This is a genomic window from Tessaracoccus caeni (assembly GCF_029211185.1).
In the GTDB taxonomy this organism is placed as follows: domain Bacteria; phylum Actinomycetota; class Actinomycetes; order Propionibacteriales; family Propionibacteriaceae; genus Arachnia; species Arachnia caeni.
This window is the reverse complement of sequence record NZ_JARGDO010000012.1, coordinates 65,598-86,430: the sequence shown is the minus strand read 5'-3', so window position 1 is coordinate 86,430 and position 20,833 is coordinate 65,598. Positions and strand designations below refer to the sequence as shown.

General features: G+C 67.9%; 19 protein-coding genes. 8 read left to right on the top strand and 11 right to left on the bottom strand.

The window, feature by feature from the left end:
- Window positions 1-47 precede the first annotated feature (47 nt).
- From hxlB to P0D62_RS11800, 7 genes are all read right to left on the bottom strand, one after another.
- Complete coding sequence (hxlB, locus tag P0D62_RS11830; RefSeq protein WP_275702759.1) at window positions 48-608, bottom strand: 6-phospho-3-hexuloisomerase; 561 nt, start codon at window positions 606-608, stop codon at window positions 48-50.
- On the bottom strand, window positions 605-1,249 hold the full coding sequence (hxlA, locus tag P0D62_RS11825) for a 3-hexulose-6-phosphate synthase (RefSeq protein WP_275702758.1): 645 nt from the start codon (window positions 1,247-1,249) through the stop codon (window positions 605-607). Before hxlA ends, hxlB begins: the two co-directional genes overlap by 4 nt.
- A 58-nt stretch (window positions 1,250-1,307) precedes the next feature.
- Complete coding sequence (locus P0D62_RS11820; protein WP_275702757.1) at window positions 1,308-1,574, bottom strand: hypothetical protein; 267 nt, start codon at window positions 1,572-1,574, stop codon at window positions 1,308-1,310.
- Window positions 1,575-1,721: 147 nt separating this feature from the next.
- Window positions 1,722-2,030, bottom strand: a complete 309-nt coding sequence (locus P0D62_RS11815; RefSeq protein ID WP_275702756.1) for an AzlD domain-containing protein — start codon at window positions 2,028-2,030, stop codon at window positions 1,722-1,724.
- A gap of 172 nt (window positions 2,031-2,202) precedes the next feature.
- Window positions 2,203-2,883 (bottom strand): AzlC family ABC transporter permease, encoded by a 681-nt coding sequence (locus P0D62_RS11810; protein ID WP_275702755.1) that lies wholly within the window; start codon window positions 2,881-2,883, stop codon window positions 2,203-2,205.
- Window positions 2,880-4,304, bottom strand: a complete 1,425-nt coding sequence (locus P0D62_RS11805; protein ID WP_275702754.1) for a sensor histidine kinase — start codon at window positions 4,302-4,304, stop codon at window positions 2,880-2,882. The genes P0D62_RS11810 and P0D62_RS11805 overlap by 4 nt, the downstream gene beginning before the upstream one ends.
- Window positions 4,301-4,993 carry a response regulator transcription factor gene (locus P0D62_RS11800; RefSeq protein ID WP_275702753.1) on the bottom strand — a complete coding sequence of 231 codons (693 nt, stop codon included), beginning with the start codon at window positions 4,991-4,993 and terminating at the stop codon, window positions 4,301-4,303. Before P0D62_RS11800 ends, P0D62_RS11805 begins: the two co-directional genes overlap by 4 nt.
- Before the next feature lie 166 nt (window positions 4,994-5,159).
- On the opposite strand from P0D62_RS11800, the gene P0D62_RS11795 reads away from it, so the two are divergent.
- Window positions 5,160-5,615: a low molecular weight protein-tyrosine-phosphatase gene (locus tag P0D62_RS11795; protein WP_275702752.1), complete on the top strand. Its 456-nt coding sequence runs from the start codon at window positions 5,160-5,162 to the stop codon at window positions 5,613-5,615.
- On the opposite strand, the gene P0D62_RS11790 is transcribed toward P0D62_RS11795, so the two are convergent.
- On the bottom strand, window positions 5,605-5,973 hold the full coding sequence (locus P0D62_RS11790) for a hypothetical protein (protein ID WP_275702751.1): 369 nt from the start codon (window positions 5,971-5,973) through the stop codon (window positions 5,605-5,607). The two genes, P0D62_RS11795 and P0D62_RS11790, sit on opposite strands and share 11 nt — an antisense overlap.
- A 121-nt stretch (window positions 5,974-6,094) precedes the next feature.
- On the opposite strand from P0D62_RS11790, the gene argF reads away from it, so the two are divergent.
- The 6 genes from argF (at window position 6,095) to P0D62_RS11760 (ending at window position 14,618) form a co-directional block, all read left to right on the top strand.
- Window positions 6,095-7,096, top strand: coding sequence for an ornithine carbamoyltransferase (argF, locus tag P0D62_RS11785; RefSeq protein WP_275702750.1), 1,002 nt, complete (start codon window positions 6,095-6,097; stop codon window positions 7,094-7,096).
- Window positions 7,097-7,124: 28 nt separating this feature from the next.
- Window positions 7,125-9,713, top strand: coding sequence for an alpha-amylase family protein (locus tag P0D62_RS11780; protein ID WP_275702749.1), 2,589 nt, complete (start codon window positions 7,125-7,127; stop codon window positions 9,711-9,713).
- A gap of 471 nt (window positions 9,714-10,184) precedes the next feature.
- Window positions 10,185-11,513 carry an ABC transporter substrate-binding protein gene (locus P0D62_RS11775; RefSeq protein WP_275702748.1) on the top strand — a complete coding sequence of 443 codons (1,329 nt, stop codon included), beginning with the start codon at window positions 10,185-10,187 and terminating at the stop codon, window positions 11,511-11,513.
- Window positions 11,514-11,579: 66 nt separating this feature from the next.
- Window positions 11,580-12,572 (top strand): carbohydrate ABC transporter permease, encoded by a 993-nt coding sequence (locus P0D62_RS11770; protein ID WP_275702747.1) that lies wholly within the window; start codon window positions 11,580-11,582, stop codon window positions 12,570-12,572.
- Entirely contained in the window at window positions 12,569-13,474 is a 906-nt protein-coding gene (locus tag P0D62_RS11765) for a carbohydrate ABC transporter permease (protein WP_275702746.1), read from the top strand. Before P0D62_RS11770 ends, P0D62_RS11765 begins: the two co-directional genes overlap by 4 nt.
- An 82-nt stretch (window positions 13,475-13,556) precedes the next feature.
- The gene (locus tag P0D62_RS11760; RefSeq protein ID WP_275702745.1) at window positions 13,557-14,618 is read left to right on the top strand and encodes a LacI family DNA-binding transcriptional regulator; all 1,062 of its coding nucleotides are present in this window, start codon (window positions 13,557-13,559) and stop codon (window positions 14,616-14,618) included.
- Here the strand turns inward: P0D62_RS11760 and P0D62_RS11755 are convergent, their stop codons facing one another.
- Window positions 14,619-16,799, bottom strand: coding sequence for an alpha-galactosidase (locus P0D62_RS11755; protein WP_275702744.1), 2,181 nt, complete (start codon window positions 16,797-16,799; stop codon window positions 14,619-14,621). It abuts the gene before it with no gap.
- Window positions 16,800-16,923: 124 nt separating this feature from the next.
- Here P0D62_RS11755 and P0D62_RS11750 point away from each other — a divergent pair, with 124 nt between their 5' ends.
- Window positions 16,924-17,127 carry a hypothetical protein gene (locus tag P0D62_RS11750; protein WP_275702743.1) on the top strand — a complete coding sequence of 68 codons (204 nt, stop codon included), beginning with the start codon at window positions 16,924-16,926 and terminating at the stop codon, window positions 17,125-17,127.
- Here the strand turns inward: P0D62_RS11750 and P0D62_RS11745 are convergent.
- Window positions 17,124-19,961 (bottom strand): FtsX-like permease family protein, encoded by a 2,838-nt coding sequence (locus P0D62_RS11745; RefSeq protein ID WP_275702742.1) that lies wholly within the window; start codon window positions 19,959-19,961, stop codon window positions 17,124-17,126. The genes P0D62_RS11750 and P0D62_RS11745 overlap by 4 nt on opposite strands.
- Window positions 19,961-20,680 carry an ABC transporter ATP-binding protein gene (locus tag P0D62_RS11740; protein WP_275702741.1) on the bottom strand — a complete coding sequence of 240 codons (720 nt, stop codon included), beginning with the start codon at window positions 20,678-20,680 and terminating at the stop codon, window positions 19,961-19,963. The genes P0D62_RS11745 and P0D62_RS11740 overlap by 1 nt, the downstream gene beginning before the upstream one ends.
- Window positions 20,681-20,833 lie beyond the last annotated feature (153 nt).

Genomic DNA, 20,833 nt, shown 5'->3' with positions numbered 1-20,833 from the left:
TCTCACCAGAGCGATCTGAGCAGCATGCGGTAGATCGGGCCCGCGGGTCACTCCAGGTCGGCGTGGCGGGGGAACATGGTGTCGGTGGTCTGGCCCGTCCGCTGCATGAGTTCGAGGATGATCGCGTCGTAGGTGAGGAACGAGATCTGCTCGAAGGCGGATCCCATCGGCTGGATCGAGGTGACCTGCGCCGCGCCCTGCAGTTTGGGTGATACCCCGGGAAGCACGACGACAGCGTCGGCGAGCTGCCCGATGGTGGAGGCGGCGTCCATGGTGATCAGCCCGATCCTGACGTCGCTGCGCTTGGCCTTGTGGGCGAGCGCGACCAGGCTCTCGGTTTCGCCGGAGCCTGATCCGATGATGAGGAGGTCGCCGGGGGTGCTGTGGGGGCTGCTGATGTCGCCGACCAAGGAAACGGACTTTCCGAGGTGCATCAGGCGGTTGGCGAAGCCGCGGATGGCGACGCCGGAGCGACCTGAGCCGGCGAGGAAAACATGGTTGGCCTGGAGGATCTGGTTGACCAGTGCTTGTAGGCCTTCTTCTTCGATGTGGCGCTGGTTGGCGGTGAGTTCGGCCAGGATCAGGGAGAGGTTCTTAGTGACGCTCATGAGTTCTCTGTACCCCGTCCTGCCAACGCCGACAGCCGGCGCGCGGCCGCCACGGGATCGGAAGCCTTCGTGATGCCGGCCCCGATCACCACGATGTCGCAGCCCTCAGCCAGGTACTGCCCGATGGTGTCCTCGTTGATGCCGCCGGCCACCGAGATCGTCGACGCAGTGCTGGCAGCCTTGACCTGGAGAAACTCCGCGAACGGCGTCACCCCTTCGGCCTGCCGATCGACCCCGGTATGGACCGCGATCAGCTCCACCCCGAGACCCTCCAACTCACGGGTCCGCTGCGCCACGTCCGGTACACAGATCAGATCGACGAACACCCCTCCAGTCTTGGCCGAGGCGGCCTTGAGGCACGCGGTGATCGTGAGATCGTCGGTCACCCCGAGCACCGTGCAATAGTCGGCGCCGGCGGCGAAGGCCAACTCGGCCTCATATGCGCCAGCATCCATGATCTTGGTGTCTGCCAGGATCTGGTGATCGGGCAGTGCTTCCCGGATCGCCCGCACCGCACGCATCCCTTCCTGGATGATCATCGGCGTGCCGATCTCGATGATGTCGACGTAGTCGGCCACCTCCGAACACAAGCCGACGGCCTCCGTCAGTGCTATGTCATCGATCGCGAGCTGGATCTTCATCGCGCCGCCAGAACCGTCCTCGACATGCAAGCCTCCTAAAGGTCTCCCGAGTGGAAGGCTAGCAATGTCGGCCGATGATGCGTGCGGCCTCGGGGAAGGCTCCGGGTTTGGCGCCGGAGTAGTTGAGCCGGAGATAGCAGCCGGTGGGCTCGGCCTGTTCCTGCATGAGCGCATCGGCTGGCTCACCATCGTCGGTGGTTTTGTTGTCGTCGGGTGCGCGCTGCTGGCGGTCCGTGCGAGAAATCAGGGTGGGTGCGCTCGGGACTCTCACCTTCGTCGGATAGCTGAACCTGCGCCCCGGCGATGACTCTCGAGCGTCAGCCATGCCGAGTCCTGGCGCGCGCAGGACGGCAATCACATCGGTGTAACTTGTGCACACTGGTGGAAAACCCTGTGGATAAGTACGTGGATATGTCTCGTCCGCCCGGCGTCGATGTCGTCCAGCTGACTAGGGCCTGTTTCGAGTCTTGGGCTAGAAGGCTAGTGCGCGGGCGCCCGCCGTGGTCGCCGCTCCGACGATCACGACGACCAGGAACGGGGCGCGCAGGAGGAGTGCGATGGTTGCCGCGACGAGGGCCGCTAGGCGGGCGTCGAAGGTGAGGGACGTGACCGTGACGAAGGTGTTCACGGCGACCAGCGACGCCAGCAGGCCGACGGTCATGCCCGCGGCCGTGCGCTGGACGCGAGGCTGCTCCAGCCAAGCGTGCGGCAGGAGATAGCCGACGAGTTTCGTCACATACGCGATGCCGCAGGCGATGAGAATCCAGGTCCAGGTGCTCATCGGATCACCCACCTTATGGCCGATTTTTGGCACACGACACCGCAAAATCGGCCATTGGCCGATTTTCCTGGATTGGCTGGGGCGGGGTGTGGGCAGCGGATAGGGGTCTGGGGGTGTGGGCAGCGAGTGCGGAGGCCGGGGCGGCGGCAGCGCGCGGGGCAGGGGAGAGTGGTCATGGGGCGACCTGCCGGGAGCGGGGTTGGAGCCAGGTAATGACAGCGGCCACCACCGCGGCTACCACGATGGGGATGCCGGCTGGCGCGAAGGGGACGACGAGCACCGTCGCCACGGCGGACACCGCAGCGATGGCCAGTGGTTCGCGGCCCTTCAAACGTGGCCAGAGCAGGCCCAGAAAGGCCGCCACCGCCGCGCCGTCCAAGCCCCATGCCCGGGTGTCGCCGAGGGCCTGACCGAGCAGCGCTCCGACGACGGTGAAGATGTTCCAGAACACATACACGGCGATCCCCGCCGCCCAGAAACCACGCCGAGCCTCGTCCTGGGAGTCCTGGGCCGACGCGGTGGCCACCGACTCGTCGATGGTCAGCTGGGCCTGGGCTAGTCGTCGCCAGCTCAGGGGGCGCAGCAGCGCATTCATCGGCACGCCGTAGATGGCATTGCGGATGCCGAGCAGCGACGCGGCCGCCGTCGCCGACGCCCCTGGCCCGCCTCCCGCAAGCACGCCCACGTAGGCGAACTGCGAGCCACCGGTGAACATCAGCAGAGAGAGCGCGGAGGTCTGCAGCACGCTCAGGCCGGCGGTCACCGCCAACGCCCCGAAAGAGATGGCGTACAGCCCGGTGGCGACGCCGATCGACACCCCCATGCGTATCGCCGGGGTGAAGTGTCGCCTCACGACTCGAACTCCTCCTCGGGGTCGAGCAGGGGCACCTTGAAGACGAAACGAGCGCCGCCCTCCGGATGGTTGCCGGCTCGCGCCGAGCCGCCGTGGGCCTCGGCGGTGTGCGCGACGATCGCGAGACCAAGGCCGGTGCCAGGCGTGTTTCGTGCCCGGTCGGAGCGGTAGAAACGATCGAAGATGTGCGGTAGGTCTTCCTCGGCGATGCCCGGACCATGATCGACGATGGTGACCGTGCCGTCTTCGAGGCTCACCTCGATCGCGCCGTCGGGCGGCGAGAATTTCACTGCGTTGTCCAGCAGGTTGGTGAGCGCGCGCTCCAGCGTGGAGGCGTCGCCCATCACAGGCGACGGCGCGATGTTGAGGTTGAAGGTGATTCCCGGTCCGCGACGCTGAGCCCGCGCGATGGCCGCCTCCAGCACCTCGGCGAGGTCGAGCAGTTCGTGCGGACGCTGCAGGTGATCGTCTCGGGTCAAGGCCACGAGGTCTCCCACCAGCGCTGTGAACTCGCCCAGCTGCGCAGCCACGTCGGCCAGGATCTCTCCCCGTGCCCCTTCGGGGAGCATGCCGGAGGTGTCGTCGGCGACGAGCAGCTCGACGTTGGTGCGCATCGACGTGAGCGGCGTGCGCAGCTCATGGCCCGCGTCGGCGATCAGCTGACGTTGCTGCTCGCGCGAGTGCTGCAGCGAACGCAGCATGGTGTTGAACGACTGCGTCAGTTCGCCCAGCTCGTCGCGTCCGTAGATGCGGATGGGGTTGAGCTGATCGGTGGTGGTGACTTCCTTGACCGCGGTCGAGAGGCGACGCAGCGGGGTCAGCGCGGTGCGAGCAACCGCCAACGCGGCGACGGTGGCGGCCAGCACGCCGAGCGAACCGGCGAGCACCATGGCCCAGCGCAGCGAGTCGAGGGTGCGGTAGGTGGACTCCATGGGGCGCCCGTACATCACCGAGTAATAGATGCCGCCGACCTCCATGGGCACCGACACGACGCGATACGGATCGCCGTTGCTGGCCAGCTCCGTGCGTACCGAGGTGCCCGACTGAAGGCGCGCGATGGCGATCTCGTCGGACCCGATCGCGAGCTTGATCGACTGCCCAGGCGCAGGCTTGTCGGTGCCGTCCGCGCCGACCAGCGACAGCACTGCGCTGCCGGACCCGAGCGCCTCAGGCGTGAGCCCGCCCAGGTTGCTGAGATCGCTGGAGATCGTCGACGCCGCCTGACGGGCGGTGCGCACCAGATCCTGGTCGAGCTGATCGAGCAAAGACCAACGGGTGATCCAATAGCCGGATGCGCCGACGAACAGCACCGAGAGCGCGACGCTGAGGGCCGACAAGAGGGCCATCCGCCATTGCAGCGACTGCCCAGAGACCAGCCGGCCAACCGCTCGCCGGATCCGGATCCATTGGCTACCGATCACGGGGGCGTTTCACGCAGGACGTAGCCGACGCCTCGGACGGTGTGAATCAGCCGGGGACGATTGCCGATCTCGGTCTTGCGGCGCAAGTAGCCGATGTAGACCTCGAGCGAGTTGGCGGTGGTGGGGAACTCGACGCCCCACACCTCGTTGAGCAACGTGTTGCGCTCCAGCACCCTGCGCGGGTTCTCCATGAACACCTGCAGCAGCGCGAACTCGGTGCGAGTGAGCGAGATGTGCTGGCCGCTGCGCGTGACTTCGCGGTGTTGCGTGTCGAGCGTCATGTCCTGGAAGGACAGCACCCGAGACTCCGACTCGGACTCCGTGGTCGGCTTCGCGCGCCGGGTGAGTGCGCGCAACCGGGCTAACAGCTCGTCGAGCGCGAAAGGCTTGACCATGTAGTCGTCGGCGCCGGCGTCCAGACCGTCGACGCGGTCGCCGACGGCGTCGCGCGCTGTCAGGATGAGGATGGGCACGTCGTTGCCGCTCTCGCGCAGCATCCGGGTGGTCTCCAGGCCGTCCAGACGAGGCATCATGACGTCCATGATCACCGCGTCGGGGGTGTGGCCGGCGAGCTTCGCCAGGGCCTCGATCCCGTCGTTGGCTGTGATGACATCGTCGCCGGAGTACTTGAGCGACCGAGCGAGAGAATCACGCACGGCCTGATCATCGTCGACCACCAAGATTTGCATGCGCTCATCGTACCCGGCTCCGCAGACAGTCCGTTTCCGCCGCTCCGCGTCCGGACATCGTGCACAAATCTGCCTGCACGCGAAGGCCTCCCGTATATAGCGAGGCCTTCGCGGATACGCAGATTTGTGCACGGGACGCGGCGGTGAAGGGGCCTAAGGTAGCGGGATGAGCACCCTGATCTTCGTGTGTCACGGCAACATCTGCCGCTCCCCGATGGCGGAACGCGTCGCGCGACGACGCGCAGCCCAGCGCGAACTGGACCTGAACATCGTGAGTTTCGGCGTGTCCAGCGAGGAATCCGGCAACCCCATCGACCGTCGGGCCGCCCGCGTTCTCCAGGCCGCCGGCTACGACGCGACGGGACACCGCGCGCGGCGCATCTCTCGTGAGGACATCGAGGCCGCCGACCTGGTGGTCGCGGCCGAGCCCCATCACATCTCCCGGATGCTCCGACTTGCCCCGGATGCCGAGAACCTCGCCCTGCTCAACGACTTCAACCCGGCGATGCCGAAGGGCACCCCGCTCGACGATCCCTGGTACGGGCCGGAGGTCGGCTTCAAAGAGACGCTCGCCGACATCGAGGCGGCGATGGACGCGATCCTGGACGCTGTTATTGGATGAGGGCGTTCATGACGATGGGCATGACGAAGCCGCTCGCCAGCCCCAGCAGGTTCGTCGCACTCAGTGCGATGGCGACCGCCGCCAGCGTCTTGGAGAGCCCCGTCCGAGAGAGGGCGAGAAGCCCCAGGATCAGCGCGATGATCGACATGACGCCGAGAATCGCGGCGCTCACCGCGTAGATCACGGAGTTCGCGGCGTAGTTGCCGGGATCGCTGAACAAGAGGTACTGGCTGCCCCAACTCGATACGTGGCCAAGGAAGACAACCACCACGGAGATGATGAAGGCCGTCTTGCCCAGGCCGTTGCTCTGGGGCTGGGGCATCCGGGGCGGGTACGGCTGCGGTGTGGGAACGCTCATGAGGGGAGCCTAACCCGGCCCGCGGGCAGCCGGCACCTGCCGTTCAGCGGGATACCCGGCCCCACCCCGTCGCTCCGGCGGATATTCTGAGGACTCCCGCACCCGCGAAAGGCGATCGACGATGAGTCTGCACGGCCGTAGCTTCCTCAAAGAACTCGACTTCACCCCCGACGAGTGGCGCTCGCTGCTGGAGCTGTCGGCGGAGTTGAAGCGGGAGCGCGCCGAGGGTCGTGAGCGTCAGCGCCTGGTGGGCAAGAATGTCGCCCTGCTGTTCGAGAAGACGTCGACGCGCACCCGCTGCGCCTTCGAGGTCGCGATGCTCGAGCAGGGCGGCAACACCACCTATCTCGACCCGTCGGGCTCGCAGATCGGGCACAAGGAGTCGGCCGCCGACACCGCGCGGGTGCTGGGTCGCTGGTACCACGGCATCGAGTTCCGCGGCTCTGCCCAGGCCGCCGTCGACACGCTAGCCGCGCACGCCGGGGTGCCCGTCTACAACGGCCTCACCGACGACTGGCATCCCACCCAGATGCTCGCCGACCAGCTCACCATGCTGGAGCACAGCGGCAAGCCGATCGAGCAGATCGCCTTCGCCTTCCTGGGCGACGCCCGCAACAACGTCGGCAACTCGCTGCTCATCTCGGGCGCGCTGATGGGCATGGACGTGCGCATGGTGGCTCCGGTGGCTCAGCAGAACGCGCCCGAGATCGTCGCCGAGGCTCGTCGCCTGGCCGAGCAGACCGGGGCCCGGATCACCATCACCGACGACGTGGCCACGGGCGTCGCCGGCGTCGACTTCGTCTACACCGACGTGTGGGTGTCGCTGGGCGAGCCCAAGGAGGTGTGGGCCGAGCGGATCGCGCTGCTGCGCGACTATCAGGTCAACGCCGAACTGCTCGCCGCCACCGGCAACCCCGACGTGAAGTTCATGCACTGCCTGCCGGCCTTCCACGACCTGGAGACCAGCGTCGGCAAGGCGTTGTTCGACGAGTTCGGTCTGAACGGCGTCGAGGTGACCGACGAGGTGTTCGAGTCGCCGGCCAGCATCGTCTTCGACCAGGCCGAGAACCGCATGCACACCATCAAGGCCGTCCTCGTGGCGACCTTGGCTGAAACCCCCTGACCCCCCGAAGAAGCTGGAGAGACAACACATGGAGAGCACCTTCCGATCGATGGACCTCGACGCGCTCGTCGCGGGGGACATGCCCGGTGACAAGATCCAGATCTCGGAGTCGCACCTGGACAAGGCCGACATCATCTGGCCCGAGCTGCAGCGCCGGCTGGAGCCCCTGCTGGCCGACGGCGGCCGCGCGGTGATCTCCGTGCACGGCGGGTCGGGCGTCGGCAAGTCCGAGATCGGGTCGCTGCTGGCGCACGCGCTCAAGGCGGCGGGCATCGGCGCCTACGTGATGTCGGGCGACAACTACCCGCGTCGCGTGCCCAGCGCCAACGACGCCGAGCGCCTGCGCACCTTCCGCGTCTCCGGCGTTCAGGGCCTGGTGGCCGAGGGTCTCTACGACGACGCGGTGCGCGAGCAGCTCGCCCAGCTCCAGGCCGCAGACCAGGACGCCGATCCTGCCCAGCGCGCCGAACACCCCTGGCTGGCCACCTATCAGAAGGCGGGCCGACGCGGCCTCACCGGTTACCTGGGAACGTCCAACGAGATCGACTTCGACGAAGTCAACGCCATCCTCGCGGCCTTCCACGACGGTGCCGACGCGCTCACCCTCAAGCGCATGGGTCGTACCCCCGACCAGCTCTGGTACGACGCCGTCGACGTGAGCGACGTCCCCGTGCTGGTCGTCGAGTGGACCCACGGAAACAACGACAACCTTCGCGGCGTCGACATCCCGATCCTGCTCAACAGCACCCCCGCCGAGACGCTGGCGCACCGTCGCGCCCGCAACCGCGACGGCGGCACCGACAGCCCGTTCACCACGATGGTGCTCGAACTCGAGCAGGAGCTGCTGCACTCGCAGGCGCACCGCGCGGCGATCATCGTCGCGAAGAACGGTGAGCTGCTCGACTACGACGCCTACCTGCGCACGATGGGACGCCACCTGCCGGGCAGCGGCCCCATGCTCAACGTCTACCCCGACAGCATCGGCGAGCGCCTCTCGGGCACCGTCGACCTGCTCACCGATCCCGCAGTGGCCGGCGCGTTCGAGTCGGCCTACCTGCTGCCGAGCGTCTTCAACACCGACCTCGACCGCGGCTTCTCCGTGATCTCCTACGACCTGAGCGAGCGGCTCACCTCGCCCGAGGATCTGCCGGCGCTGGTCGACGCGGGCGTGGACCTGAAGTTCGACTTCATCCTCAACCACGCCTCGGTGCTCTCGCCCCAGTTCCAGGACATCCTGCGAAACGGCGAGCGCTCCCGCTACGCCGACTTCTTCATCGACTGGAACGCCTTCTGGGCCGGGCACGGCGAACTCACCGAGGGCGGCTGGATCCAGCCCGATCCCGAGCTGATCAAGGACATGTTCTTCCGCAAGGCCGGCCTGCCGATCCTGATGGTGCGGATGCCCGACGGCACCGAGAAGCCCTACTGGAACACCTTCTACCAAGAGGTGCGCTACACCACCCCTGATCCGCAGGATCTGATGGAGGCCACGGGCCTGCAGTACGGCAGCGCCGAGGAGCTGGTGGGCCGGATCGCCGCCACGCTCGCCGACGGCGGCCGCCCGGCCGATGTCGACTTCGCCGGCTACGAGGCCGCGCGCGACGCGGTGGTGGAGCTGCTCGAATCGAAGCGCCGCTACCTGGGCCAGATGGACCTCAACATCCAGTCGCCCCTGGTGTGGGAGTTCTACGCCGAGACCCTCGACCGGCTCGCCGGCTACGGCGCGCGGATCGTCCGCCTCGACGCCTTCGCCTACGCCCCCAAGGCGCCGGGGGAGCGCAACTTCCTCAACGACCCCGGCACCTGGGATCTGCTGGCGGAGGTCAAGCAGCTCGCCGACACGCGCGGCGTCCAGCTGCTGCCCGAGATCCACTCGCGCTACGCCGAGGGCATCCACCAGACCATCGCCGACAAGGGCTTCCTCACCTATGACTTCTTCCTGCCCGGCCTGGTGCTGGACGCCTTCGAGCGTCAGGACACCACGGTGCTCCGGCGCTGGATCGGCGAGGTGATCGAGCGGAAGATCAACACCGTCACTATGCTCGGCTGCCACGACGGCATCCCGGTGCTCGACCTGCAAGGCCTGCTGGACGACGATCGCATCCAGGAGCTGATCGACGTCATCGTCAGCAGGGGCGGCTACGTCAAGGATCTGCACGGCGCGAAAAACGTCTACTACCAGGTCAACGCGACGTACTTCAGCGCGCTGGGCGAGGACGAGGCCAAGATGCTGCTGGCCCGAGCCATTCAGCTGTTCACGCCGGGCAAGCCGCAGATCTGGTACCTGGATCTGTTCGCCGGCCGCAACGACCACGCCGCCGTCGAGCGTGCTGGCGCCGGCGGTCACAAGGAGATCAACCGCACCAACCTGTCGCCGGAGACGGTGGCGGAGGGGCTGCAGCGGCCGATCGTCGCGCAGCAGCTGGAGCTGCTCCGCTTCCGCAACCACTGCCCGGCCTTCGGCTTCGACGCGACGTGCACCATCGGGGAGACGCCCGCGCATCAGCTGGAGATGACGTGGACCAAGGACGGCCACACCGCCGTGCTGACAGCCGACCTCGCGACGAGCACCTTCCAGATCCGAGCCACCGGCCCGGACGGTGAGTACGCTCTTTGAGGTGCGGAGGCTCAGGGCGAGGAACGAGCACCGAAGCCGGAGCCTCGAACAGAGCGTGATCCGGGGCGGGGACTGTCTTCCGGCTGCCTGTCGCTCTCCTCGAGGCTCGGCCGCGGGCGGCCTCGCACCTCGAAGAGCGTGAAGAAGGGACTGGGACTGTCGTCTGGCTGCCCGTTGCTCTCCTCGAGGCTCGGCCGCGGGCGGCCTCGCGCCTCGAAGAGCGTGAAGAAGGGGCTGGGACTGTCTTCTGGCTGCCAGTCGCTCTCCTCGAGGAGCGCGAGGGGCGCTACACGTGTCAGGTCAGTCCTCGTGGGGTTCTCCGCTACACGTGTCAGCGCGGCGGCACAAGGCATAACAGTTCGGTAAAGGTTTGCCCGGAAGGCTGGACGGCCAAGAGGGGCGTCATGTTACATTCGCGCGGTGATACTCCGCGCGACCGCGCCGGAGAACCGCTGCAAAGGAGCAAGGCAAATGCGCATCAAGCAATCCCTCGTCGCTGGTCTGGCCGTGGCCAGCCTGGCCCTCACTGCATGTCTGGGTGGAGGTGGCACCGAGCCCGATCCCGGGTCCGGGAACTCCGGCGAGGCCACTGCCAAGGAGACCATCCAGGTCATGTACGCCTTCTCCGGCGACCAGTCGGAGGCGTTCCAGGAGGACATGAAGACCTGGGGTGACGCCAACGGCGTGACGTTCGACTTCATCCAGTCCAACGAGTTCGAGATCCAGATCGTCGCCAAGGTGCAGTCGGGCGACGCGCCTGACATCGCGATCTTCCCGCAGCCGGGCATCCTGCAGAAGATGGCCAAGGACGGCAAGCTGCAGTCGCTCGAGAGCCAGGTCGACCTGCCCAAGCTGCAGGCCGACATCGTTCCCGGCTTCCTCGATGCCGCCACCGTCGACGGCACCATCTACGGCGCGCCGATGGCGATGAACGGCAAGTCGTTCTACTGGTACAACAAGCCGGCCTTCACGGCCGCCGGGTACACCGTGCCCAACAACCACGAGGAGCTGCTGGCTCTGATCGACAAGATCAAGGCCGACGGCAACACCCCGCTCTGCTTCGGCATGGAGTCGGGCCCGGCCACCGGCTGGCCCGCCACCGACTGGATCGAGGACTACGTCCTGCAGACCGGCGGCGCCGAGGTCTACGACAAGTGGGTCGCGGGTGAGATCAAGTTCGACAGCCCCGAGATCCGCGAGGCCGTCGCCATCTTCGATCAGATCATCATGACCCCGGGCAACGTCTACGGCGGCGTCGAGAACGCCTCCGCCAACGCCATGGCGCAGTCGCTGAACCCGATGTTCGACGAGGATCCCAAGTGCTACCTCGGCAAGCAGGGCAACTTCATCACCCAGCGCGGCTTCTTCCCGGATGAGATCTTCGATCAGCTCGACGACATCGTCGGCATGTTCCTGACCCCGTCGGTGAAGGGCGAGAGCGCCTTCCTCGGCGGCGGCGACATGGCTGCCGCGTTCACCGCGAACGACGACAACGTCAAGAAGGTCATGGCCTTCATGACCACCGATCCCACCTTCGGTGAGAAGCAGTCCGACACCGGTGCATGGCTGTCCCCGCTGAAGTCCTTCGACACCTCGAAGTACCCCAATGAGACCCTGCGCGCCGTTGCCGCTTCGGTGTCCGACGCGACGCTGTTCCGCTTCGACGGTTCCGACCAGATGCCCGGCGCCGTGGGTGCGGGTTCGTTCTGGACCGGCATGGTCGACTACACCTCCGGCCGTACCGATCTCGACACCACGCTGAAGTTCATCGACTCGGCGTGGCCGACGGACGAGCAGTAACCGACAACCAGTGAGGTCGGCGGCGGGCGGCATCGTCCGCCGCCGTCCCTTCTGGGAGGTGACTCAATGATTGAGAAACTAGGTCTCGCGCTCGGCGCGGTCGTGGTCGGAGTGTTGGGGGCGATCGTCCTCTTCTGGCTCCTGAACAAGGCGTGTGAACTGCTGCCGAAGAAGTGGGAGGAGCGGCTGAAGCCTTATGCCCTCCTGATTCCCGCCTTCGGCGTGATCACCGTCTTCCTGCTGTATCCCGCGGTGGAAACCATCGTGGGCAGCTTCCGGGCGGGCAACAGCGGCACGCTCGGCAAATTCGTCGGCTTCAACAACTACGTCAAGCTGTTCACCGATCCCACCTTCATCAACACGCTGATCAACAACGTGCTGTGGATCCTGGTGGCCCCGGTGGGCATCGTCGGCTTCGGCCTGTTGGTGGCGGTGCTCGTCGACAAGCTGAAGCCCACGGCGGAGAAGGTCGCGAAGTCGATCATCTTCCTGCCCATGGCGATCTCGATGGTCGGCGCCTCGACCATCTGGAACCTTGTCTACGCCTGGAAGCCCCCGGGCTCCCCGCAGACCGGTCTGTTCAACGCCATCCTGGTGGCGCTGGGTGGCGAGCCGCAGACCTGGCTTCAGGTCGACACGCTGCGGTTCAACACCTTCATGCTGATGGTCGTCTACATCTGGACCCAGGTGGGCTACGCCATGGTGCTGCTCTCCGCCGCGCTCAAGGGCGTGCCGGAGGACACCATCGAGGCCGGCCGCATCGACGGCGCCAAGGAAGGCCAGATCTTCTGGAGGATCATCCTTCCGCAGGCATGGCCGACGGTGATCACGGTGTTCATCACCGTTCTCATCGGCGTGATGAAGGTCTTCGACATCGTCTACGCCATGACCAACGGCAACTACAACACCAACGTCCTCGGCAACGCCTTCTACAACGCGCTGTTCCGGCAGTACGACCCCGGTAAGGCATCGGCCATCGTCGTGATCCTGGTCGTGGCCATCATTCCGGTGTTGGTCTACCAGGTGCGCCAGTTCCGGCTTCAGGAGGAGAACGCATGAGCACCGCAGCAGTCAAGAAGAAGCCGAAGGTGGCTCGCGGCGAGGACAAGTCGCATTCCGTCGGGTCGAACAAGGGTCTGTGGATCATCGAATCCATCGTCGTGATCATGTGCCTGATCTGGCTGGTGCCGACCTTCGGTCTGCTGGTGACGTCGCTTCGTCCCCGCACCGAGGCCAACGCCAACGGCTGGTGGAATGTCTTCGCCAATCCGGCGCAGATCACCATCGAGAACTACTCCGAGGTGCTCACCTCGGGCTCGACCCCGATGGGCCTGTCGTTCATCAACTCGCTGACGGTCGCGGTTCCGGCCACGATCATCCCGATCCTGATCGCCGCGTTCGCCGCGTACGTGTTCACGTTCATGGAGTTCAAGGGACGCGACTTCCTGTTCATCCTGATCGTCGGCCTGCTGGTGATCCCGAACCAGGTGGCCTTCGTGCCGCTGTCGATCATCTTCCAGCAGCTGGGCATTCAGGGTCAGTTCGCGACGGTGTGGTTGGCTCACGCGGGCTTCGGCATGCCGCTGGCGGTCTACATCCTGCGCAACTACATGGCGACGCTGCCCAAGTCGGTGGTGGAGTCGGCGAAGATCGACGGTGCCACGCACTGGCAGACCTTCTGGAAGCTGATCATCCCCATGTCCACCCCGGCTCTGGCGTCGTTCGCGATCTTCCAGTTCCTCTGGGTGTGGAACGACATGCTGGTGGCCTTGATCTTCCTGGGCCAGGGCCAGAACAGCGTGATGACCGTCACCTTGGCCGGCCTGCTCGGCAGCCGTGGCGAGAACTGGCACCTGGTCACGGCAGGCGCGTTCCTGTCGATGGTCCTGCCGCTCGCCGTGTTCTTCGCCCTGCAGCGCTACTTCGTCCGAGGCATGACCTCCGGCGCGGTCAAGGGCTGATCGGCCTATTCCCTACCTCCTCGCGGTCAGCGACTCGTCGTCGCTGGCCGCGAGGTGTTTTCTCAGGAGAGAGGAGGACGACGTGGCACGACGAGCGACGGCGCAGGACGTGGCCGATCTGGCTGGGGTGGCGCGCAGTTCCGTGTCGATGGTGTTCAACCAGCGCGCGGACGGGTTCTTGGCCAAGGAGACCCAGCAGCGGATCCGCGAGGCGGCCGCGCAGCTGGGCTACACCCCCAATCAGGTGGCCCGCAGCCTGCGCAACCAGCGCTCCGGCATCATCGGCGTGATCTCCGACGTCGCGGTGACCGGCCCTTTCGACGGTGAGATCATCGCGGGCGCCGACCGCGCGGCCGGCGAGCACGGGTTCGTGATCGTCTCGGCCGACAGCGAGCGACGCGCCGACGACGGTGCGGCGGCGATCGCGGGCCTGCTCGGGCGCAACGTCGATGGCCTGATCCTGTTGAGGGTTGGCATGCGCGAGACCACCGTCCTCGACTCCTTTCTCTCGGTGCCCGGGGCGTTGGCGAACTGCTATCCGAGGCCGGACTCGTCGGAGGGCGCGCTGCGGCTGCCCGTCTTCCTGCCCGACGAGGTGGCCGGCGGTCGGACGGCGGCGGAGCACCTGATCGAGTTGGGCCATCGTCGTATCGCCTTCATCGGGGGCGAGGACACGGCTCCGGCCACGTGGCAGCGCCAGGAGGGGTTCCGGCTGGCCATGGCTGCGGCGACGCTGCCCGTGCGGGAGGACTGGGTGACGATCGCCGACTACAAGCTCATCCCCGGCTACCACGCGGCGCTGCGGATGCTGGACGTTCCCGTGGCGGACCGGCCCACGGCGATCCTGATGCCGAACGATCGCGCCGCCAGCGGAGCGCTGCTGGCGGCCGCGCGGCTGGGCCTGGAGGTGCCTGGCGACCTGTCGATCATGGGCTACGACGACGAGCGCCGGCTGGCCGACGACATGGTGCCGTTGCTGAGCACCATGGCGCTTCCCCTCGCGGAGATGGGGCGGTGCGCGATGCTGGCCGTGCTGGCCGCCATCAATCCCGAGAGTGCGGGAGCCGTGCGGCTGACGCCCGGCCCGGCCCTGTTGCCCTGTCGTCTCGTCGTTCGTGGATCGACGGGGCCCGCGCCCTCCTGATCAGGCCCGTGTGAGGTGTACCAGGATCACCTGCGCGGGATCCAGGTCGGGGAAGCGGAGGCCGGCGGTGCTGAGCACGCTGCCGGGGAGGGTGAGACCCTCCCGCCACCAGGCCCAGGACTCCGGCGAATGCGCGTCGAAGCGCACGGGTGAGGCGACGCCTTCGGGACGCAGATCGGCGAGCCGGTAGTCGGCGTCGGGATTCAGCCCGGGCAGCGTGATCGCGGGGCCTGGACGGGCGGCCGAGGTGGCGATCCGCATCAGGCTGAAGACGGCCTCGTCGCGATCCTGCGAGACGACGCCGTGGATGCTCCAGCCGTCATCGGGATAGTCGACGTGCACCACCCGTCCGGTGTGGAACAGCGGACGGAAGCGCTTGTGCAGGGCGATCCAGCCGGCGAGGTCGCGGCGCTCCTGGTCGGAGGCGTCCAGCAGGTTCCATTCGACGCCCATGTGGTTGAACATCGCGGTGGAGGCGCGCACGCTGAGGTTCAGGGTGCGGCTGGTGGTGTGCGACGTGGTGGAGGCGACGTGCGAGCCCACCAGTTCCGGCGGCAGGAGCAGTGACGTGCCGGCCTCGATCTGCTGGCGCTCGAGCGGGTCGATGCAGTCGGAGCCCCACACCCGCACGGCGCGCTCCATGATGCCCAGGTCGATGCGGCCGCCGCCGCCGGCGCAGGACTCGATCTCCAGCCCGGGGTGCTCGGCGAGCAGGATGTCCATCAACCGGTAGGTGGCCAGGATCTGAGCGTGGTAGGCGGGGCGACCGGTGCGCGGCGAGATCGACTCGTAGAGGTCGCGGTTGTAGTCCCACTTGATGAAGTCGACCTTGGTGTCGGCCAGGACGGTGCGCATCTGGCCCAGCACGTGGTCGAAGGCCTCGGGGTTGGTGAGGTCGATCACCTGCTGGCCGCGGGCCTCCTGCGGGCGGTGGGTGCGCGGGGACAGGATCCATTCGGGGTGCGCGCGGGCTGCGTCGGAATCGGGGTTGATGGCCTCGGGCTCGAACCAGAGCCCGAACTCCATGCCCTTGGCGTGCACCGCGTCGGCCAGCGGGTTCAGGCCGTTCGGCCAGGCGTCGGGGGAGACCACCCAGTCGCCCAGGCCGGAGTTGTCGTCGCGGCGGGAGCCGAACCAGCCGTCGTCGAGCACGAAGCGCTCGGCTCCGGCCTCGGCGGCCACCTCGACCAGATCGAGCAGGCGGGGCAGGGAATGGTCGAAGTAGACCGCCTCCCACGCGTTGAAGGTGACGGGTCGCGTCGAGCGCGGGTGCCCGGGGCGTGCCCGGAGGAAGTCGTGGATGCGGGCGGCGGCCTGGTCGAGGCCCTCGCCCCAGGTGGCGACCAGCCACGGTGACGAATACGACTCGTCCCGGTTCAGCACCACCTCTCCGGGCATCAGCAGCTCGCCGCCGAGCAGCACCTGCTGGCCGAGCACCGTACGCTCGGCCACCGAACGAGTGTTGCCCGACCACGCGACGTGCACGTAGTGCACCTGCCCCTTGCCCCAGCCGGCGCCGGGCTCGCAGGTGCCGTGGATGGTGGAGGCGGTGTGGCCGCGCGCGATGCGGATGGTGCGTTCGTGGGTGCCGATGGTGAACTCGTGGGTGGCGGTGGCGCTCTCGCGCAGGTGGTGCCCGGACTGATCGATCACCTGGGTCTCCGACGCGGGGGTCGGCAGCGCCAGCAGCAGCGAATCGACGCCGTACCCGTCCGTACCCCGGTTGGTGAGCGTGGCGCGGGTGCGCAGCAGGCCCGACGGCGTGAGTTCGACGTCGAGAGTGAGGTCGAGATCGGCCTCGTCGTCGTGCGCGGCGATCATCACCTGAGATGGGGCGCCGTCGGTGCCGTCGCAGGCCCGCACCTCGACGGACACGGGCCGGAAGGCCGAGAACTGATCCAGTCCCGAACGCGATCCGGCGAGCCCGGGCGTCCCCAGCCAGCCCTCCGCCTGGCTGGGCACCAGGGAGATCCTCGGGGACACATCGGCGCAGCCGGACACCGATCCGACGCGCGCGGAGCCCCAGGCCTCGAGGCCGGCGTCGGAGAGGGCGCCGAGGTCGCGGCCCCAGTAGAGCACCTCCGGCAGGGAGTCGGCTTCGACACGGAGGAAGACGGCGGTGCCGCCAGCGCGCATCAGCACGTTGTGTGGCGTCGTCGCGGCGCTCGGTGCGGTGGTCATGAAAGGGCACTCCTTGGAATCGGGCTCGGAATAGCGTAGCCCGGTGCGTCCCAGGGCGCCCTATCGGTCTGTGCGGAGGAAAGGGGCCGTAGGATGTGGGCCGACCGGCGTCGAAGGAGAAGCAATGTCCCGCACCTCGCGCGACAACCCGAAGGCCGACTGGTACGTCTGGCACGACCCCAAGCCGGGCCACGTCGGCGCCGAGCGCGAATGGCCGGGCGACGCGCTGTCGGAGCTGAGCGACGAGGTGCTGCTGGCCAACCATCCGGGTCGCGGCGCCACGGATGCCCTGCTCCCCTGGGAGGCTCGCGTCGTCCGTCTTGCCTAGTCGCCGGCCAGCAGCCGCGCGAGGTCGAGCCGGCGGAGGACGCTGCCCGTCGCCACGGCCACGAGCAGCGACACGGCGACCGCGCCCAGGGTGACCGCTCCCGCCCAGAGCCAAGCGTGTGCCGGCAGCGTGCCGAGCACCACGGCCATCGCGACCGAGGCGATACCCACGCCGAGCACCGCGCCGACCAGCGCGATGGCCACCGCCTGGGCGCACATCGCGACCACCAGCGTGTTGGTCTGCCAGCCGGCGGCGGCGAGCGCCGCGTAGCCGCGCGCGTCCTCGGTGATGCCGAGCAGCAGGATCACGCCGATCGAGATGGTGGCCAGCACCGCCAGCATCACGGCGGCCACCACGTCGGGTGCCCGCACCTGGATGGCGACGACGTCGCCCATCAGGGAGCCGACCACCGCCCCCTGGAACGCGCTGGTCACCGCGCCCAGGAAGACCAACGCTCCCACGCCGAGCCCGCCCGCGGCGGCCCCTGCCACGAGGCGTCCGGGGCGGCGCAGCAGCCCCACCAGGCCGAGGCTGATCGGGCCCGTCAGCGGAAGGATGGCGCCGCGTCCCGAGGAGACGGCGGGCCCGAGCGTCTCGATCGGCGGGCGCCTTCCGGCGGAGAAGGCCGCCGCCAGGCTGGCCAGTACGGTGAGGCCGACGGCGATCGGGATGGCCCAGGCCGCGCGCGTCGCGTCGAACGCCACCCCGAGCACCCCGGCCAAGGGCCAGGACACCACCGCGCCGACGATGCCGGCCGCCAGCCCGATCAGCACAGCCTCGATGAGCAGCATGGCCGTGATGCGCCGGGCGGGCCACCCCGAGACCATGAGCACGGCCAGCTCGTGGCGTCGCGCCGCCATCGACGCGCGCGCCACCACCGCGACCGTGAGCGCCGACGACGCGAGGATCAGCCCGAACAGCGCCAGCGACTTCAGGTCAAGCGCTTGGGCGATCTTCACCGCGACGCCCTTCTGGCTCCACAGCTCGTCGATGGCGAGGGCGGGGGAGCCGAGCTTCGTCTCCGGGAGCTCCACCCGCTGGGTGACCTGTGAGGAGCCGAGAACGATGTCGACCTCGAGGCCAGTCGCGTCGACGATCTGCTGCGCGACGAGCCGGATGCGCTCGCGGCTCACCTCGTCGACCCCCGTCACGTCCGACACCCGGACGCGGATCGCGCTGATCGGGTCGTCCTCGATCGCTTTCAGCTGCGAGGCCCGCATCACGGGCAGCGACGCGATGGAGATGAGCACCGACGGCGGCGACTGCGCGTACCCGGCCGGGTTGAGGTCGGGCAGCAGGCGGTCGGTGTCCAGCGCCTCCTTGGCCACGTCGTCGACCAGATTCAGCTGGGGCACCTCGTACTCCTGCAGCGGCACCCGGCCCAGCGCGGCGCCCTGCTCGACCTGCTTCGGGTCGAAGTGGCCGACGACGGGAAGGGTGATCAGGGACCAGCACTCGCTCTGGTCCTCGCAGCCCATTTCGCCGGACCCCCCGCCGTTGGAGCGCAGGTACTCCTCGCCGCCGACGAGTGTCAGCGGGCGCAGCGCCGTGTCGGTGGAGGTCTCGGGGCCGGCGATCTCCAGGATCTTCGTCGCATCCTCGCTCAGCACCGTGGGCTGCGGGCGCAGCGGCAGGCCGGGGGCGAACGAGACCTCGCCGGTCTGGAGCAGCCAGTCCACCCGAAGCGTATTCTCGCCGAACGCCTCATCGAGGGTTTCCAGGTGGTCCTTGCCCGGCAGGTGCGCGGCGAGGAAGGCGTCGTAGAGATCGCTGGTCAGCGCCGCGCGCTCCCCGAGCGGCACCGTCACCGGCTGCTTCATCGTGGCCGTCTCGATGGCCTTCCTGTCCATGGGGTTGATCTCCAAGTAGGCGGAGGTCGACTCGTCGGGGAGCAGGTCGATCGTCGCGGTCACCTGATAGTCGGCCTCTGCGGAGGACACGAGGAGGGCGGGCGCCTGCGGTGGGATGCCGAACGGGTTCTCCGGAGTCGCCTCCGACGGCGTCCAGGAGTCGTCTGCGGTGAGGAACCGCCCGGCGACCACCGTCTCGTCGAGCCCGACGAGCTTGGCCTCCTCGACCGGGTCGATGGCGGCCATCTGCAACGGGATCGACGTCCACATTGGCAGCTGCACCGTACCGACGGGGGCGATGATCGAGTGCGTGGTCGCCGGATCCTCCGGCGTCACCAGCGAGTGGCAGGTGACGGCGAAGGGCTCGTCGGACTTCATCTTCTCCACGACATCCGATGCGCCGCCGTATCCCGAGCATGGGAACGCGGTCGTGCCGTCGACCTCTTCGCTGATGGAGGCCATGCCGGAGCTCAGGGACGTGAACGGCTGCGACGTGACGTACATGAAGCCGTTGCCGGCGGGAAGGTCGACGTTGCCGCCGCGCGACTGCACGCTGGTCCGGTAGCGGACGAGGTAGCGCTCCTTGCCCTCGGGCACGGCGTCGCTGATGTCGATGCGGAACGGGAGGTAGTAGAGGATCGAGCCCAGCATCGCGATGGGGGCGGCCACGTCGACGCCCCCGATGGCCTTGACCTGTTCGACCTGGTCCAGCGTGATGCCGCCGAAGGCGCCGGTCAGGAAGTTCGCCCGTACCTGCCCCTTCTCCTTCTCCAGCCCGGTGGCGGTGCCGACGGGGCGCACCAGGATGTCGTAGGCGCCCCGGATGTTGTCCTCGATGGTGCCGGTCACCTCGAGGCGCTGCGTCTCCGCGGTTCCGGTGAGCAGCACGAACGACGTGACGGCCATGAACACCGCCACCATCGCGCCCAGCGTGCGTCGCCAGCCGCCCCGTGCGGCCGCCGCTGCGTAGCGAACCAGTTCCATCACAGGTCCGCCGCTGCGTGCCGAGGCGTGGATGCGGTCTCCGGTTCGAGCGGGGTCGCGTGCCCGCGCTCGATTCGCAGCACGTCGTCGCAGATGGCAGCGACCTCGGTGTCGTGGGTGGCGATCACGACGGTGGTGCCGTAGCGCTGGTGGAGGTCGCCGATGAGGTCGAGGATGCCGGCGGAGGTCTCGGCGTCGAGGTTGCCGGTGGGCTCGTCGGCGAGCAGCAGCATCGGATGGGCGACCAGTGCCCGGGCGATCGCCACGCGCTGCTGCTGGCCACCCGAGAGCTGGGAGGGCAGCGCGCTCTCGCGGCCCGCCAGGCCGACGGCGTCGAGCACCTCGCGGCCGCGCTCGCGTTTGTTGCCGTCGAAGGGGCGCCCGACCAGCGGGGCGCAGACGTTGTCGAGCAGGGTGAGGGCGGGCAGCAGATGGAACTGCTGGAACACGAATCCGATGCGGCTGCGGTAGTCGGCCAGCCAGCGGGGTGGGCGTCCGGTGATCACCTCGTCGCCGACGGTGATGGTGCCCGAATCCGGCACGTCGATGGCCCCCATCAGGTGCAGCAGCGTCGACTTGCCCGACCCCGAGGCGCCGATCAGTGCCGTGCGACGCCCGGCGGCGAGACTCACGCTGACGTCGTCGGCGGCGCGCAGCAGCGACCCATCTCCCAGCCGGTAGGCCTTCGTCACCTGATCGAGGGTTACGCCCACACTCATCGGGGCCTCCTTGCTGTCCGACTCAAAGCACACAGTGTGGCGCACGCACCGGTCCGTTTGTCGGCATTCCACAAACCGTCGCGCGGAGGGTTTGGCATGTCCTCATCGGGATGGGTGGCGGCGATAAGCTACGCTGGCGTAAGTTACGGTTAC

Coding starts and splice junctions, on each gene's coding strand:
- hxlB (WP_275702759.1), bottom strand. CDS start 608: ATGAGCGTCACTAAGAACCTCTCCCTGATCCTGGCCGAACTCACCGCC.
- hxlA (WP_275702758.1), bottom strand. CDS start 1,249: ATGAAGATCCAGCTCGCGATCGATGACATAGCACTGACGGAGGCCGTC.
- P0D62_RS11820 (WP_275702757.1), bottom strand. CDS start 1,574: ATGGCTGACGCTCGAGAGTCATCGCCGGGGCGCAGGTTCAGCTATCCG.
- P0D62_RS11815 (WP_275702756.1), bottom strand. CDS start 2,030: ATGAGCACCTGGACCTGGATTCTCATCGCCTGCGGCATCGCGTATGTG.
- P0D62_RS11800 (WP_275702753.1), bottom strand. CDS start 4,993: ATGCAAATCTTGGTGGTCGACGATGATCAGGCCGTGCGTGATTCTCTC.
- P0D62_RS11795 (WP_275702752.1), top strand. CDS start 5,160: ATGAGCACCCTGATCTTCGTGTGTCACGGCAACATCTGCCGCTCCCCG.
- P0D62_RS11790 (WP_275702751.1), bottom strand. CDS start 5,973: ATGAGCGTTCCCACACCGCAGCCGTACCCGCCCCGGATGCCCCAGCCC.
- argF (WP_275702750.1), top strand. CDS start 6,095: ATGAGTCTGCACGGCCGTAGCTTCCTCAAAGAACTCGACTTCACCCCC.
- P0D62_RS11780 (WP_275702749.1), top strand. CDS start 7,125: ATGGAGAGCACCTTCCGATCGATGGACCTCGACGCGCTCGTCGCGGGG.
- P0D62_RS11775 (WP_275702748.1), top strand. CDS start 10,185: ATGCGCATCAAGCAATCCCTCGTCGCTGGTCTGGCCGTGGCCAGCCTG.
- P0D62_RS11770 (WP_275702747.1), top strand. CDS start 11,580: ATGATTGAGAAACTAGGTCTCGCGCTCGGCGCGGTCGTGGTCGGAGTG.
- P0D62_RS11765 (WP_275702746.1), top strand. CDS start 12,569: ATGAGCACCGCAGCAGTCAAGAAGAAGCCGAAGGTGGCTCGCGGCGAG.
- P0D62_RS11755 (WP_275702744.1), bottom strand. CDS start 16,799: ATGACCACCGCACCGAGCGCCGCGACGACGCCACACAACGTGCTGATG.
- P0D62_RS11750 (WP_275702743.1), top strand. CDS start 16,924: ATGTCCCGCACCTCGCGCGACAACCCGAAGGCCGACTGGTACGTCTGG.
- P0D62_RS11745 (WP_275702742.1), bottom strand. CDS start 19,961: ATGGAACTGGTTCGCTACGCAGCGGCGGCCGCACGGGGCGGCTGGCGA.
- P0D62_RS11740 (WP_275702741.1), bottom strand. CDS start 20,680: ATGAGTGTGGGCGTAACCCTCGATCAGGTGACGAAGGCCTACCGGCTG.